This window comes from Lacticaseibacillus sp. 22, from assembly GCF_055413445.1.
Genome location: NZ_JBVAYD010000029.1, coordinates 1 through 15,733, shown reverse-complemented (window position 1 = coordinate 15,733; position 15,733 = coordinate 1). Strand labels below are relative to the sequence as shown.

The following is a 15,733-nucleotide window of genomic DNA, read 5'->3' as shown; positions in this document are numbered from 1 at the left end:
AATGATTAGCTGACGCAACATTTTCATAATGAATTCATTATACCTAAAGCCGCTTAACAGTGATATGCCAATCAACGCCAGTACCAATATGATACAACTTCGAAAATGAATCCTGATTAATCGCCACGCCAAGGTTCAGCAATGAATTCACATACACCAGCGGCTCGCCAACTCGCACCGCCGCAAACGTCCGCGTAAACGGCATCTGATTTTGATACCGCATCTGGTCACGATAATAAATCGACACTTGCACCAACTCGCCTGGCGCCACGCCAAGCTTCTTAAACGCATCCAGCGGAATATTCGTCCACAACGAACCAAACCGAATATCCAAAATATCGATCGTCCCGGCAATTTGGCCTTCCTGCTGCGTCACTTCGCCCAGCGGCAACATCACAATCTGATCAGCAGCAAGCGGCGTCCCTAGATCCTCAAACGTAATCTGGCCACTCGCCAACTTTGCGCCATTATACGCATAAATATCCCGACCATGAAACGTGTGACTCTCCTGACTGCCAGGCAACGCATGCGCCGCCTCATCAATCACACTCACCCGCTTCAAACCAACAAACTTCGCCAAATGCGTCAACGTCCCATTATCCGGTGTAATCACAAAATGATGGTCCGCCGTCTCCGCAATAATACTCCGTCGATCACTGCCAACCCCCGGATCAACCACCGAAACAAAAACCGTTCCCGCTGGCCAATACTTCGTCGTCTGATACAACCGATAAGACGCCGCAAAAATGTCATACGGTGGAATCTCATGCGTCAAATCATGAATCGACAGCTTATCATCAACACCATAAGCCACCCCATACATCGCCGCAACAGCACCATCCACCAATCCGAAATCTGTCTGCAACACTAACTTTGCCATCTACTCGCCTCCTGTATTCTCAGCAGCATCCTCAGACCAATTGTTCGTTGGGAGATGCTGCTGTGTTTCGTTCAGTTTTGGTACTTGTTTGTGAGTTCTGTGGAAACTGAATGTAATCAGAGTTTAGCTGAGAAATGTTCGGGTGTAAAGATTGAAAGTACAATTCATTTCACAATCCAGAGCTTCGTACCGTTCTTTTTCATGACCAGCCAGTTAAAAGTACCTGCACGAATTACTTTATTCGACAATAATTATCCACGTTTTCATCGAGACAAATAAAAATAGCAAATGGCGATCTCACAAGACCAGCATTTGCTACTGACATAACTAAGCGTCTAAATCCGTTCCATCGATTATGCGATGCAAGAAGCTCTTCCCATTTTCTGGAAACTGAACATCAAAATAATCTGATCCGGTTGCTCCAACATCAGAAAGCGTTGAGCGCTCCCCAACATATTTATTGTGGGTTCCTTCTTTGTAAATTAACAGCGGGGTTCGTTCCCGCGTATGCAGACTAAATCCAATCGTTGGATCATCACCATGATCCGCCATGACTATTAAAATATCGTCACCCGTATATAACGGTAAAACATCAGTTAATCGTTTATCAGCTGTCTCAAGTACTTCAGCGTATCGAACAGGATCTTCAGCGTGACCTGCCAAATCGGTTTCTTGGATGTTCATAAACAAAAGGCCATCTTTCATATCCTTCGACTGCTCAACAAACTTATCAAAAAGATAGTTCGTATCAACACCTGGGAACTTCCGCGTTGTATCAACATTAATGATATCTGCTGTCTTACCAACCAAGGCAACGTCAATACCATTTGCTTGAAGAATTGAAGGAAGTTGTACCTTAGGATTAATGCCATAACCTAAGTGAATAACATGGTAATCTGTGTTGTAAACGCCAGATTCCGGGGCTGAAACACCGACATACTTCTCGTGTTCAATCTTCCGAGCTGCCAAAATATTGTTCAAATCTACGCCTCGGCCACCAAATGCAATGACCCGCGAGACTTTAACCACACTACGAACTGATTCTCCCAAACGTGTAATTTCGTCAAATGGCATTTCATCAAGTGCCGCAGTTACGTTATAAACTTGTCCAGGATCTGCTTCAAGATTATCCCCAATTGTCGCACAATGATTAACGACCAATAACTGGTACCCGGGATCACCGTAACGCTCGACATCGAATCCATCTTTCTTAACCTGTGCTTCAACTGTGTCGATCACTTCATTGAACGGCTGAAGCAGTGGCATCTTAGGCTTTGTACCCATAATTTCTTGGTGTGCAAGATAAGAATCAGCGCCATGGTGCATCAGTAAGGAAGTTCCCCAGTTAGCTGTAGGAGAAAACTTGTGATCACCACGTTCCTGACCAATGGCATTCATTAATCCAAGTTTCTCTAGATTAGGAATTTTAATCTGTGGTACTGCTTTTATAATGTTCAAAGCAGTATTTGAACCGATGTCATCCGGTCGAACTTGAGGAACATCATCCATAGCGCCAACGCCAAAACTATCTAAAACAATAACACCAAATTTTCCCATGTCATTGCATCCTTTCTGGTAATTTTTTTCCTTGGCTGTCATACAACCCGACCAACTCTGGCGATTTACCAGCTGTGTGTAATCCTCGAACCAGTGCTACAGTACTTCTTGTGACAAAAATCTGTGTCCGAAACGCCATTATTACAGGCAAACCTGACTTAAACTGCCGGTCCAACTCTAAATAATAATCAATACTTGAGTTTTCAAGAGGTAAAACATGGGCATGTGCATACTGATTACCATCCTGAACTAAGGCATTTTTTAGATGACCACGCCGATACAATCCGCCACCAAAGATATAACTATGCGGTCCAAACGTATGAGAAACTTCGCTCACATAACAGTAAGCTGGTTTTTCTGGTTGGGCCTTAACCGCATGCAAAGGTGTTGTTCCTGTTAATGCATGCCCAGGCTCTCCTTCATTCCCTCCCAATTGTCTAATTAACGGCAGTGAAGTTGTCGATGTTGCAGACGGTAAACTTACAACAGTCGTGCTTAGATTGTGGTTCTCAAAAATCTCTTTAGCTTTCTTAACTGTCCTGACATTTGGTGTCGCAGTGAAATCTTTCTTTGATTCACTGTATAGAATTGCAGGGAATGTAGTAACACCTGAAATTTCAATGTTTGTAAGTGCCTTGATCTGTTCCAGTTGTTGATCTAATTGTGATAATGTAAAACCGCCTGTCTGTCCTGGATAAATATCATCACCATTACCCACAACCTTCAAAAGTACTTTTTGTCTTATACCTACTGCTTTTGCAGCTTCATTCAACGCCAGGACATTCTCAAGCGAATACATAGTTACATATCGTGTTCCATATCTCAGAAGCCGTGTTAGAAAATGCTTGGGTGGTTGGACCAAGTGCCCCACATTTCCTATAGCTAATCCATTTTCCATAAAAGTCTCGGCTTCTCGAAAATCAACCACAACTGCTTCTGGAATACCAGCCTTTACAACTTCTTTTGCAATCACCGGGTTTCGGCCAACCTGCTTTGTCATATAAAGCAACTCAACGTGATTTTCTTTAGCCTCAGCAACAATGTGTTCGGTATTTTGAAAGATCATGTCCAAGTCAATCACATACGTATCCGGAAGAATTCTACCTGTGTTATGCAATTCAAACGCATACCGAATCAATTCGGGATTTTGTTTTTCCAACTGCTTTAAGAACATGATTCCATCACCTTCTCTACGCTTAGCTTTAAAATTCTAATGACGGTATCTGCTCCACAACGATATGGATTTATCCGAATTGTCGTTGTCAGAAGAGTGGGATCGAATCTCTTAAACGTACCCGATACACGATAAAACATTGGCACAATTTCATACTTTGACTCAGCCCCCACAGGATTTGGCGCTGCACCAAATTCTTCCGTATACTTCAAAACGTCCTCAGCAATTGGTTTGTCAAACTCCACTAACAAGACTTTTGACTGAGCATTCGCCACGTATGCCTTTAAGATTCCAGGAACCTCGTCAGCATTCAGTCGATTAACTAGCTCAGTCACAACCTTGGCTTGAATAGCCAACTCAACAGGTGCATAAGTTAACCCACGCAAAACATCAATTGCCTCGTGTCCTTGTACTTGTGAACCACCTGAATAATTTTCAGACCGCAATTTCTCTATCGCGGATTTTGTGCCAACAATACAGCCAATCCCTTCAGGCCCTAACAATTTGAATGTTGAAAAGCAGCTTAAATTAGCACCAAGTTCGACGCCAATCTTTCGGACTTTCATAACAGCGTAATTATCGTCCGTAATGATTGGCACAGAAGGATATCTCTCCTTAAAGAACGCCAAGACTTCCCCCATATCATACGAATCATCAGGTTTTTGTCGTGTGTATTGAACAAGAATGCCATCTGGTTTCTCAGGTAAGTCCTGATTGCTTAAATCATTGAAATCAACCCGAATAGTTTTCAGCCCCATCATGTCAATTGACGTTTGCGTGGTTGGATACACTGGAGCATCGTGAATTAATAAAGTTTGACCAGTTTTCAGATAACTGTGCAACGCCATGCGAATTGCAGCCGTTCCTGCGCCTCGGACTAGCATTGCAGATTCCGCGTGGAAATAAGCAGCAAGAACTTTTTCTACTTTTTCTGTATACCGAGGTCGATTAAGGCCACGCACAACACCCAAGTCACCGCGCATTAGAATTTCGGAACCCTTGAATTGTCGTGTGATTTCATCCACCAAGCTAAATTGCTTTTGTAACGCTTCTTCGTAACCTATGCTTTCCAAGGGATAAGTTTTAAACTTAGGCATTGATATCACCGTAGATTCTCTGTGGATTTTCCTCTAACATTTTGTTGATAAAGGTTTCAGAAATACCTGCTCTCTTCAACTGTGGAATAAACGAATCCAGTAAATAGGCATATCCATTTCCGCCATTTACTTTCAAATGAGACTTGCGTGTAATGTCCATAGACAAAACGACTTGGTCCATAAATCCTGCCTTCTCAATTTTCTTTAACATCTCAACTCGTGTTGCATCAGGCATATAATTATTCTTTCCAATCGTGTCAAACTCAACGTTAACGCCCGTCTTTAGCATCTCTAAGACATAATCAGCACTACCCGTCAGATCAACATGTCCGATAACAATATGACTCAGATCTGCTTGATGTCTTTTAAAGAAAGCTACTTGTTCATGACCCAAGGTTCCAATTGAGGTATGTGTGCTGATCGGACAACCCGTTTCTTTTTGGGCGATAACTGCAGCTTGGAAAACTTTTTCCTCGGCCGCTGTCCATTGACCCTTTGACGTTGCAATTTCACCAATCACACCAGCCTTAACATCAGTGCCTTTTATACCGACCTCAATGTCTTTGATCATTTGCTCGGCTAACTGACTAACAGATAATCGAAAAACTTCAATTGGCAAAAAAGCATCCTGATAGAAACCGGTACATTGCACAATGTTGATGCCAGATTCTTTTGCTACTTTATTGGCATACGGTATATTTCGACCCATACCCTTGTTTGTCATACTAATAACATTGCGCACGCCTTTTTGATAAAGATCTTTGAATTCCGCAATCACTTGATTAATGGTATCTAGATGACAATCCTCATTTTGCTTGACTTCAGACAAGTCAATTGGAATGTGTTCATGAGCATAGACTTTACCTGGTAATAACATATTTCCTCCCTTAATCCGTTCGTCATCAGCTAAAACAGATGTACGATTCGTAACAGATTTAATAAAATTCCCAGTGCGATAGCAGCAATTGGACCCACAGCCATATCAACAAGAGGCTTTTTCAGCTTCTTGTTCAGCAGCCAGACCCCAATCACCCAAAAGTAGCCAAGGTTGGGAGCCATCTTATTGCAGGCTAATGCAGCACCAATCAGCAAGGCGATGGCAATCGTATCAGTGAGAGAAGTTCGAATATGCTCACCCATATCGCGCAACCCAGGAAATTTATCCAAACCTTTAGCAGTACCAGCAAGCGCTTGTACTTCAATCCACATCCAAACAAATCCCGCGATAAACGCAACAATCGGATTACCTTTCAGTAAAAGTCCAATAGCAAAGATAATCGTAGTACCAGCCATGCCATAGACACCAGTTACAATGGCAGTAGAGAAGACCAGCGGAATAAATCCAATTGCCCGAGCCAATGTTGCAATGGCAGCTTCCATAACTTGTCCTTTAACCAACAACTGTTGTGGCAAAACATCAACCGCAATAATCAGGACACTTGATGCAGCAGTGATTAAGCCACCCATGATGGACAACCAAATCCAATTCTTTTTAATTCGAGAAACACGCGCTGAAAAGACGTTTACGAGACTTGCATTTGAAGTGCCCTCGCCTTTAATTTGAGCAGCAAAGTAAAGCATGAACAACATTGCTACTAAGAGTGACATCCCAATTGGATTTAAAGTAATTTTGATACCATTACCAAGTGAGAATACCCCAAATTTTGTAGCAAGAAGGTAAGCAACAAATGTCGCTCCAAATGTGATCATGCCTTTCTTTGCCCCATGCTGACTTGCAACGGCTAGTGCTGGAAACGCACAGAAGGCTAATAGAATCGGTCCACCTAACAGTGACAGCGCTCCTAAGAAGTTAACCGGCAGCATCTTAAACGCTGAAACAATAAATGATAGCCCGAACAAAAGACCAACACCGTAAACGGCACCAACCACGCCCGCTAATGCAGTTCCCCATTTGTTAGCTGGTGTCCATGTACCAATAATATCGGCAGCGAGCAAAATACTATGAGCCACCAAGATTGTTGAACCAATAGACACAGGAATCCCAAAGCCGATAATTAACCCAAAACTGACGGCAAAACTGGTGGCAGCCAATTCTTTGCGATCAATCTTACCTTCCAAATACTCTGGCATAATTGGTCGCAAACCATCATTAAAGACTGCAATTCCGCGATTGGCTAAGATAGAGCCCACGCCTCCGACTAGCGCAATTAACACGTAGTCTATTAAGACCGAAACGTTCATTTTGACACCCTCCTTTTCTCAATATACAGAATACAGTATATTGATTTATGGCATAAAAGCTTACTTTGTCAGATACTTTGCAAGAATTGGTAAAATTGTGTCCTTTGTATTAATTGTAAAACCAAATGCAACCTTCCCATTATCAATGCCCTCTTTGATATCTTCTTCAGACAAAACCTTTGAGGGTGATGCAACTGTGAGCGTCTTGCTTGATCCTAATAAGGCAGTTGCCATTGCTAATGCGCCACCGGCTCCGGTTTCGCAAGCACCAATGTAAAAGTCTGCTTTATTATCTTTTACCGCCATAGCAGCATCAAGATCGCTCTTAACACTAATCTCAACATCTTTCCCGGCAGTCAGCTTCTCAAGTTCCTGCCTCAACTCTTCTTTTCCCATCTGACCACCAATGACAATTCTTGTCATGTTAACCCCTCCTCAGGATATTAACCAAATGCATGATAATATAGCGTGTTTCAAAATCTGAAAAATTAACTGGTCGAGATTCTGCAATGTGTTTCCAGATATTCAAAGCGTTCAGGTATTCTGGATCAGCTGTTACTTCCGCCCATAAGTTATCCGGCAATGCATCCACAGGTTCTTGCTTGTGACTGCGTTCCAATGCAATTGATAGATGAATTAAGAACATCTCGGAGTCTCTCTCGCCCACTGTCCTAACCAGATATTGATCAGCTAAACGAATAAATGCAAGATCCTCATCACTCAGCTTGCCAACATCATATAAAATCTGCAGCTTTTTAGCAGTTTCATCGCTCACATTGTCTCACCTCCTCGTAGAATATAACTTAGTTAGTATTCTGGTAAAACCTCTCCTGAAATCACTTGTTGTTGAATGGCTGTCACTTCCTTAAAGTCCACGTAATCACCAATCACTCTTTTAACAAATTCATTTTCCTTTGCGCAGAGAATAGCGGCTCTTGATGCCCGCTTTACCATTGGATCTTTAATCATCTGATAACTCAACGGATAATTCTTTGACTTCACTTCATCAAGATTCCAAATAGCCGCATCAATCTCACCCGCCACTATTCTTTGAACAATCTGATTATACGGCGACTCAATCAACTCGACTTTATGCTTCTCCAAGATCTTGTTCGTCATTAACTTATAATCTAGCGAATGTGAATCAATACCGATACGAAGTCCATCCCGCATTTTGAACTTTCTATCGTCCTTATAAACAATGACGTGTCGTGATACATATGAACCCTCAGGCATAATTCCAACAACATCAACATCATGATGTTCAGTCAAATAATCGGCAGTGAGCGCAGATACAATGATGAAGTCGTAACGATTACGTTGCAACCCTTCTAAACGATTCACAGAACCATTAACATAAGCAACATTCAATCCCAGCTTTTGATTTTTAAACGCCTTATAAAGACCTGTCCCTAAACCTTCATAGTGTTTGGTATATGGAAGTGGCATAGCACATACAACATTCCGATAATCCAAATATGCCAAAAGTTTATCTTGATCTTGAGCCACTAAAAAAGAACCAAGATGTCCCTTCGAAACCGTTGAAATAGCGCCATCTGCTTTCATCAATTCAAGTCCCGCTTGAATCGTACCTCTTGATAATTCGGACTCACTGATCATTTCGGAGACTGTTGGAATACGATCACCAACCTTCAAGACAAAGAATTTCTTCGCTAAAAAGATGAGTGCTAAGCCCTTTTTTTGATATTGATAAGTCTTCATTTCTGGCGCTCCTAGAGGAATATATTTTTTTCTGTATATTCGATTCACAACAATATTGTAAGCCCTTGCACATTTAGAGTCAACAAAGTATTCTAACTTTTTTATAGAGGAAGTAACTTCCGAGGTGATGAATGTGCGCGTTAGGATCCCAATGCCTTGATTTCAAATATGCACACGTACGCAGACAAAAAAGCAACACCAATCTTCAAATAACTTGTAACGGTATTTCAGCTGGATTTTATTTTTTTGGTAGTGTGCTCTTTCTCTGTGCAAGTCGATAAGGAATGTAAATAGTACCTGATAATCGTTCTTTTTCCCCCCTCTTCTTTATTGACTCAACTAGTAGACGACTGGCTTCATCAGCAATCGCCGTTGAATCTTGAACAATGGTGGTAATTGTAGGTTGGGAAATCGATGCAATGGACATACCATCAACCCCCGTCACAATTAGTTCATCAGGCACTTTAAGACCCAGTTCATCAGCAACTCTTAATACCATATAGGCTACGTTGTCGTTAATTGCAAACACACCCAGCCTTTTGCCTTTATGACACTTCTTCTCAATAAACTCCTTTAGGTCAGGATGAGGTTGTAAAAACTTATCAGATGTTGTATTTAACGACAAGATCCTTCCTGATGTGTCCATTTTGCTCTTTGCCAGTTCGTCTTTAAATGCCTGAACTCGATCCATAGTTGAGGATGGACGTGATTTTGTCATGACAAGGCATAAATCGTCCGCTTGATTAAGCAGAAGTTTAGCCAACTCTTTCCCAGCTGCATAGTGGTTAGTAGTCACAATTAGCTCTGAATTCGAGTGTGGATCACGGTCGATAAAAACAATTGGAATAGCATACTTTGCAGATAATGGCATTTGGTTACTGGCACTTGAAACTGAGATAAGGCCATCAACGCGATGTTCAATTAGCATTCGATAGTAAGCTGTCTCTCTCTCAATGCTTCGTTCAGTATTGCAGATTATCGTAGAGTACCCAAGTTTAAAAAGAGCCTGCTCTGACTTTTTTAATACTGAGGCATAAAACTCATTGGCAATATCCGGAACCAAGATACCAATCATATTAGATTTATTGATCCGTAGACTCGTTGCCAAGGAGTTGCGTTCGTATCCAATCTCCTCAATAACCTTAAGCACTTTGTCTCGAGTTTTGGGAGAATATCTACCGGTGTCGTTCATAATTCTTGAAACAGTTGCAACTGAGACACCACTTAACCTTGCGACATCTTTAATTGAAGCGTTTTTTTTGTTTGCCATTAAGATCACCAAGTTTTTTGTTTGACTTTTCACAGGTATCGTTGTTTAATAATATCTGAAAGGTGCGAAAACGTTTACACAATAATACCAAATTCAAGTGACCTTATCAATGTCATGTACTTTCAAAGTTGCCGCAAAGAACGGCTCAATTTTTTGGGCTTTGCGTAAACGTTACCGCAAAATTAAACTTGGAGGGATTCAAAATGAGTGACTTTAATATCTCTATTTACGCAGATGGTGCCTCAGTTGACGGAATGATTGAAGCTAAAACCAAATGGCCAATTAGCGGTTTTACCACCAATCCAACTTTAATGAAAAGAGCCGGAGTCTCTGATTATTTAAGTTTTGCTAAAGAAGCACTGGCAGCTGTTGATGGTCTGCCTATTTCATTTGAGGTGTTTGCTGACGACTTCACAACAATGCAAAAAGAAGCTGAAAAGTTGGCAACTCTTGGTCAAAACGTCTTTGTCAAAATTCCAATCACAAATACCAAAGGCGAATCCTCTGTTCCACTCATTAAAAAGCTTTCCACCGAGGGTATCCAAATTAATGCAACCGCAATTCTAACCTACAAACAGGTTAAATCCGTTGCTGAAGCATTATCTAAAGATACCCAAAATATCATTTCGGTGTTTGCCGGCCGCCTAGCGGATACTGGTGTCGATCCAGTTCCTTTAATGAAGCAGAGTCAGGCCCTGGTCAATCAATATCCCCAAGCAAGTCTGTTATGGGCAAGTTCAAGAGAACTTCTAAATGTCTTCCAAGCTGAAAACCTCGGTATCGATATTATTACCGTGACTAATCCAATTCTTGAAAAGATGAAAATGATTGGATTGGATCCGACAGAATTATCTCTTGATACAGTCAAAGGATTCCATAATGACGTAAAAGCATTAGGCTTTTCAATTTTATAGTCGCCGACATAGCAGTTCCCGTAAAAGGAGGGGTTAACAATGCTATTATCAGCAATTTTAGTTGCCTTACTCGCGATTATTTCTCAGTGGTGGTTTTTTGCTCCGATTACACGATGTATGACCTATCCACTGACAACAGGCTTGTTAGTTGGTATCTTCATGGGAAACCCAATGCTTGGCATGTTAGCCGGGGCAAATATTCAGCTAGTTTATCTTGGCTGGATCAACGCAGGTGGCGTTATGCCGAGCAATACAATGGTAGCTGGTATATATGGGTCAGCCTTAACAATCTTATCAGGAGCTAACCCTAAATTAGCCGTTACGTTCGCAATTCCATTCTCACTCTTAGGACTTTTAATGGTCCAAATTTATCAAACTGTCAACTCATTTTGGGTTCACCGAGCCGACAAGGCCTTGGATGAAGGAAAGGTGAATCAAATTCGCTTCTTAAACTATGTACCTTCCTTCATCGTGTCTTTTATCGTATATGGCATTCCGGCATTTTGTCTGGTTATGTTTGGCAAAGGATGGACAACATCATTAATTTCTGCAATTCCTGCTCAGTTCACAACTGCCCTTGAAGTCGTTGGCGGACTTATGCCAGCACTGGGGATTGCAATGTTGCTGAATTATCTTGGTAAAAAAGAACTCAATGCTTTCTTTATTATCGGCTTTTTCTTGACCGTATATTTAAAGCTCGATATCATGGCAATTGCTATCTTCTCAGCGTGCATTGCATTCCTTGTGTTTATTGGTCAAAGCCGTTCTAATAAGGAAACAGCTCATTCATCTTCTCCAAAGAAAAAAGTGCGTCGGCTTACACTTCAAAATCGAAATGGTACTGCCGAAGAAGTCAAGCCAGCCTCAGAGACTTCGGTAGCAAACTCATCTGACCCTGCTACTATTCAATATACGAAAAAATTAACACACTCTGATTTAGTTAAAACATGGTTATGGGAGCAAGGCGATGAAGCAGCGTACAACTATGAACGGCTTCAAGCACTCGGCCTTACCAATATGATGATTCATCCAATTCGGAAACTTTATCCAAAATCGCGCCAAGCAGATGAGCTAAAAAAATACATGGTCTTCTTTAACACCGAACCGCACATGGTGGGACCAATCATTCACGGTGTTGCACTCTCCATGGAAGAGGCTCGCGCCAACGGTCAAGATGTTTCTGCAGACGATATTAACTCAGTGCGAACCGGTCTCATGGGTCCCGCGGCAGGCATAGGTGATACCGTCCAGCAAGGAATCTTTTTCCCTATCCTTGCAAGTGTTGGCGCATCCTTGGCATTACAAGGAAATTATCTTGGCCCCATTATGTTCACCCTCATTTTCGAACTCGTTATCTACACCATTGGTTATATCATGTTTATGTTCGGTTATCGCAAAGGTAAGCAATCGGTTATCTCAATCTTAAAAAATGGATTAATCAGTAAAGTCACCAACGCATTCAGTATTGTTGGCCTAATGGTCGTTGGTGCAATGGCAGCTAGCCGCGTATCTGTTCGGACACCCTTAGTTTGGACAGTTGGCAAGAGCACAATGAAGTTGCAAAATATTCTTAACCAGCTTGCCCCAGGATTAATCCCACTGGGAATCACTGTGCTCGTTTGGTATTTGGTTCGTAAGAAAGTCAACCCAACTTGGATCATTCTAGGAATATTTGTTGTTGGAATACTTCTATCTTATTTAAATGTACTTGGAATTGTTAAAGCCTAAACACCGAGGAGGTTACTATGGTCAATATTGTGTTACTAAGTCATGGTCCATTTTGCGAAGGTCTGTTAGAGAGTTTAGAAATGATAACCGGACCACAAAAAGCAATCCACGCAATTCAACTTCACGAAGGAGAAAGCCCCGACAACTACCGAAGTAAGGTGAATGAGCTTTTATCCTCTTTGTCAGGAAAAACAATGGTGTTTGTTGATTTAAAGGGCGGCACTCCTTATAACACTGCAGCGTCTTTAAAACAAACACTCCAATTCAACTTAATTACGGGAATGAATATACCTATTTTAATTTCAGTTATCACATCACGAACAGAAACTTCTACACTTCAACAATTAACAGAAATTGCGCTAAACCCGCAGAATTCTGGAGTTGAACTAATTGACTTAAAAAAAGGGGGCAATCCACGTGCAAAACTTAGTCTTAACAAGAATTGACGACCGTCTCATTCATGGACAGGTAATGACTGCATGGAGCCGGATCACAAACGCTGAACAAGTTCTCGTCATTGATGATGATGTCGCAAAGGATGACTTTATGATTAACGTTCTTGAAAACGCGATTCCCGAAACTATGGCTATTGGCGTTTTTGACAAGGAAGATGGCGTTAAGTTTCTCTCTGAACCACTCGAAGCGCCAACGATCATTCTGGTAAAAGTACCGGAAACTTTAGAGTATTTGATAGATCATGGTATTGCAATCGACGAGATTGATTTAGGCGGCATGGGAGCAAAACAAGGTAGAGAACGGTTATACCATACAATCTCCACTAGTTCTGCAGAGAACGAGACCTTTAAGCGACTGATGGATAAGGGTGTGCATGTCTTCATTCAAATCATGCCTCAAAACGACAAGGTTGAACTCAAAGACCTTTTAAACAAATAAGCCAGCGTTTGTTTTCCCATAATTTGAGCCTATACAAGATTAACCTCCTATCTGCATAGGCTCTTTAATTTTCATGCTGAAAAAGTGCTTCTCATTTTGAGAAGCACTTTTTTACTACCAGACCCGCTATATTGTTGTCGTCCCGCTTGCGGACTGAAGATAACAACATCTGCTACTGAGTTCTTACCAATTTGGTTGTCACCACGGAGCTTGCCAACTACTTCTCCAGCAGCGTATGACGCTGGATCTGACTGCTATTTTCCATTACAACTTTCTTTTGATCTTACCGCCACTCCTTATAAAGTGGATACCACATGTGCCATAAAGGTATGAAAACACTTTAGACAGATTGTGCTTAATCTTAATTTTGACAGACAACTTGGTTTTTAGCTACGCACTATAATTCCTATTGGCCAAGTCATCCTTTCCTTTACCAACCATTCCACAGCATGCCCCGAGACACATCAAAAATGAGGCATTATTAAATGTATTACCATAAAAACCCAGACCTTCTCGATCTGGGTAATGGCTGGTTATTGTTTAATTAGATAAGCTCTGATCGCCATGGTTTCATGCCAGCGTAAAGACTGGCTTTCCCGACAGAATCAAATAATTTATTTTTGTGATGAACAACCTTCTTAGCTGCTTCAATAGCTGTTGGGAAGAGATTATTGGGATCCCAGCCATCATCTTCTGCAAGAACCTTACGAGCCTGAACAAAGAATGCATGCTTATAATCAGAAGAAATATTAACTTTGGCAATACCAGTCTTAACGGCTTCGGCAATCTGATCATCAGGATTTGAGGATCCGCCATGTAAGACAAGCGGCACATCAACTACTGCCAAGATTTCCTTCAAGATATCAATACGAATCTTTGGCGTGACATCTGAGGGATAGATGCCGTGAGCAGTTCCAATACCAACAGCCAAAGTATCAACTCCGGTCTCCTCTACGAATTTCTTAGCATCATCAGGTTGCGTATAAATGCCATTTTGTAAGTGTTCCTTAATATGATTACCAGTTTGTCCAATTGTACCTAATTCACCTTCTACCGAAACGCCAAGGCGATGACAAATGGTGACAGTTTCCTTGGTAATCGCGACATTTTTCTCCCAGTCCTCCAGAGACCCATCTATCATGACTGAGCTAAAGCCGTCATGAATTGCTCTTTCAACATTTTCAATAGTATCACCATGGTCAAGATGAAGTACGAATGGAACATTACTATTTCGGATACGTTGCAGAACATAAGCGAAGAAATCATCTTTTGCGTAAGCTAACTCAGTCGGATGAACAGCGATGATTCCGGGAGCATTGTCAGCCTCACATTGTTCAACGGAAGCCTTTAATAACTCAGCGTTTGATACATTGTATGCCCCTACAGCAAAATGGTTTTTCTTGGCTACAGTCAGCATTTGATTCATATTGATAAGCATATTTGAAATTCCTCCTCAAGTTTACTGGGTGATTGTTTGCAAAGCGGCTTTATCTACGGACCCCGACAATTCGATATACTCTTCTACCACCTTCTTCGCTGCAATAATTGAGCTGCTCATAACATTAACAAAATCCGAGTGCTTATCTTCTACCAGTTGGTTAAAGATAGCTACAGACTGCGCATCCATGACATCGGATCCAACATTAATCTTGTTGATGCCTGCTTCAATTGATTTTCTAATATTCTCGTTTCCCGATCCCGACCCTCCATGCAAAACTAAGGGCTTGCCGGTAACTTTTTTGATCCGCTTGACAATATTAAAATCAAAGTGTGGTTCATACCCTACAGGCATAGTGCCATGACTGGAACCGAAGGAAACGGCTAAACAATCCACATTAGTCTGTTTGATGAAAGATATTGCTTGATCCGGTTTTGTATACATATCTTCCTGAGTAAAGTTTGATCCAGCTACAGCTCCCATATTGCCGACTTCAGCTTCCACAGTCGCGCCCTTTTTATGAGCAAGCTCGACAACATCTTTCGTGATTCGCACATTTTCATCAAACGGATAAGAGGAAGCATCCATCATAACGCTGAGCATACCTGCGTTTAAGCTATCAATCACATACTGTTCGCTCTTTCCATGATCCAAGTTCAATGCAACGTCAACGCTCGCTTTTTCTGCCATGTTGATAATTGAAGGAAGCAGTTCGTCACGTGAAAGATGTTTTTCCATATGCTCCATCAACAGGTCAATGATGATTGGTGCTCGTTTTGTTTCGGCGGCAGCAATCGTAGCGTGTGCGCTCTCAAGATTGAAACAGTTTATTGCCATAACCGCATATTTTTCTCGGT

16 protein-coding genes and 1 pseudogene are annotated in these 15,733 nt (G+C 41.6%); 4 read left to right on the top strand and 13 right to left on the bottom strand.

All coding sequences use genetic code 11. The features are described from left to right. Window positions 1–43 precede the first annotated feature (43 nt). From ACWP87_RS11590 to ACWP87_RS11545, 10 genes are all read right to left on the bottom strand, one after another. Window positions 44–880, bottom strand: coding sequence for an SAM hydrolase/SAM-dependent halogenase family protein (locus ACWP87_RS11590; RefSeq protein ID WP_014569079.1), 837 nt, complete (start codon window positions 878–880; stop codon window positions 44–46). 327 nt (window positions 881–1,207) lie between these two features. Then, window positions 1,208–2,437 (bottom strand): phosphopentomutase, encoded by a 1,230-nt coding sequence (locus ACWP87_RS11585; RefSeq protein ID WP_014569078.1) that lies wholly within the window; start codon window positions 2,435–2,437, stop codon window positions 1,208–1,210. A 1-nt stretch (window position 2,438) separates the two neighbouring features. Further along, window positions 2,439–3,611 carry a YhfX family PLP-dependent enzyme gene (locus ACWP87_RS11580; protein WP_014569077.1) on the bottom strand — a complete coding sequence of 391 codons (1,173 nt, stop codon included), beginning with the start codon at window positions 3,609–3,611 and terminating at the stop codon, window positions 2,439–2,441. Continuing rightward, the gene (locus ACWP87_RS11575; protein WP_005714935.1) at window positions 3,602–4,708 is read right to left on the bottom strand and encodes a PLP-dependent aminotransferase family protein; all 1,107 of its coding nucleotides are present in this window, start codon (window positions 4,706–4,708) and stop codon (window positions 3,602–3,604) included. Before ACWP87_RS11575 ends, ACWP87_RS11580 begins: the two co-directional genes overlap by 10 nt. Then, window positions 4,701–5,585: a phosphotriesterase family protein gene (locus ACWP87_RS11570; RefSeq protein WP_014569076.1), complete on the bottom strand. Its 885-nt coding sequence runs from the start codon at window positions 5,583–5,585 to the stop codon at window positions 4,701–4,703. Before ACWP87_RS11570 ends, ACWP87_RS11575 begins: the two co-directional genes overlap by 8 nt. A 29-nt stretch (window positions 5,586–5,614) precedes the next feature. Further along, a complete protein-coding gene (locus ACWP87_RS11565; RefSeq protein WP_005714932.1) occupies window positions 5,615–6,910 on the bottom strand; it encodes a YhfT family protein in 1,296 nt (431 codons plus the stop codon). A 60-nt stretch (window positions 6,911–6,970) separates the two neighbouring features. Then, the gene (locus ACWP87_RS11560) at window positions 6,971–7,333 is read right to left on the bottom strand and encodes a DUF2620 domain-containing protein (RefSeq protein WP_005714931.1); all 363 of its coding nucleotides are present in this window, start codon (window positions 7,331–7,333) and stop codon (window positions 6,971–6,973) included. A gap of 1 nt (window position 7,334) precedes the next feature. After that, complete coding sequence (locus ACWP87_RS11555; RefSeq protein ID WP_014569075.1) at window positions 7,335–7,685, bottom strand: PRD domain-containing protein; 351 nt, start codon at window positions 7,683–7,685, stop codon at window positions 7,335–7,337. A 32-nt stretch (window positions 7,686–7,717) separates the two neighbouring features. Further along, window positions 7,718–8,632, bottom strand: a complete 915-nt coding sequence (yhfZ, locus tag ACWP87_RS11550) for a GntR family transcriptional regulator YhfZ (RefSeq protein WP_014569074.1) — start codon at window positions 8,630–8,632, stop codon at window positions 7,718–7,720. A 238-nt stretch (window positions 8,633–8,870) separates the two neighbouring features. Then, on the bottom strand, window positions 8,871–9,902 hold the full coding sequence (locus ACWP87_RS11545) for a LacI family DNA-binding transcriptional regulator (RefSeq protein ID WP_014569073.1): 1,032 nt from the start codon (window positions 9,900–9,902) through the stop codon (window positions 8,871–8,873). A 203-nt stretch (window positions 9,903–10,105) separates the two neighbouring features. Between ACWP87_RS11545 and ACWP87_RS11540 the strand changes: the two genes are divergently transcribed. The 4 genes from ACWP87_RS11540 to ACWP87_RS11525 are packed head-to-tail and all read left to right on the top strand — an operon-like array spanning window position 10,106 to window position 13,438. Next, window positions 10,106–10,816, top strand: a complete 711-nt coding sequence (locus ACWP87_RS11540) for a transaldolase (RefSeq protein WP_005714910.1) — start codon at window positions 10,106–10,108, stop codon at window positions 10,814–10,816. Window positions 10,817–10,855: 39 nt separating this feature from the next. Next, entirely contained in the window at window positions 10,856–12,544 is a 1,689-nt protein-coding gene (locus ACWP87_RS11535) for a PTS system mannose/fructose/sorbose family transporter subunit IID (RefSeq protein WP_014569072.1), read from the top strand. Window positions 12,545–12,561: 17 nt separating this feature from the next. Continuing rightward, the gene (locus ACWP87_RS11530; RefSeq protein WP_014569071.1) at window positions 12,562–12,990 is read left to right on the top strand and encodes a PTS sugar transporter subunit IIA; all 429 of its coding nucleotides are present in this window, start codon (window positions 12,562–12,564) and stop codon (window positions 12,988–12,990) included. Then, window positions 12,962–13,438, top strand: coding sequence for a PTS sugar transporter subunit IIB (locus ACWP87_RS11525; RefSeq protein ID WP_005714907.1), 477 nt, complete (start codon window positions 12,962–12,964; stop codon window positions 13,436–13,438). The genes ACWP87_RS11530 and ACWP87_RS11525 overlap by 29 nt, the downstream gene beginning before the upstream one ends. A 71-nt stretch (window positions 13,439–13,509) precedes the next feature. Here the strand turns inward: ACWP87_RS11525 and ACWP87_RS11520 are convergent. The 3 genes and pseudogenes from ACWP87_RS11520 to ACWP87_RS11510 all read right to left on the bottom strand — a co-directional run. Further along, a pseudogene (locus tag ACWP87_RS11520) lies at window positions 13,510–13,692 on the bottom strand (hypothetical protein); the annotation flags it as partial. 290 nt (window positions 13,693–13,982) lie between these two features. Then, window positions 13,983–14,876 (bottom strand): ketose-bisphosphate aldolase, encoded by an 894-nt coding sequence (locus tag ACWP87_RS11515; RefSeq protein ID WP_005714906.1) that lies wholly within the window; start codon window positions 14,874–14,876, stop codon window positions 13,983–13,985. A 21-nt stretch (window positions 14,877–14,897) separates the two neighbouring features. Then, a partial coding sequence (locus tag ACWP87_RS11510; RefSeq protein WP_064561049.1) for a class II fructose-bisphosphate aldolase occupies window positions 14,898–15,733 on the bottom strand: 836 nt, incomplete at its 5' end.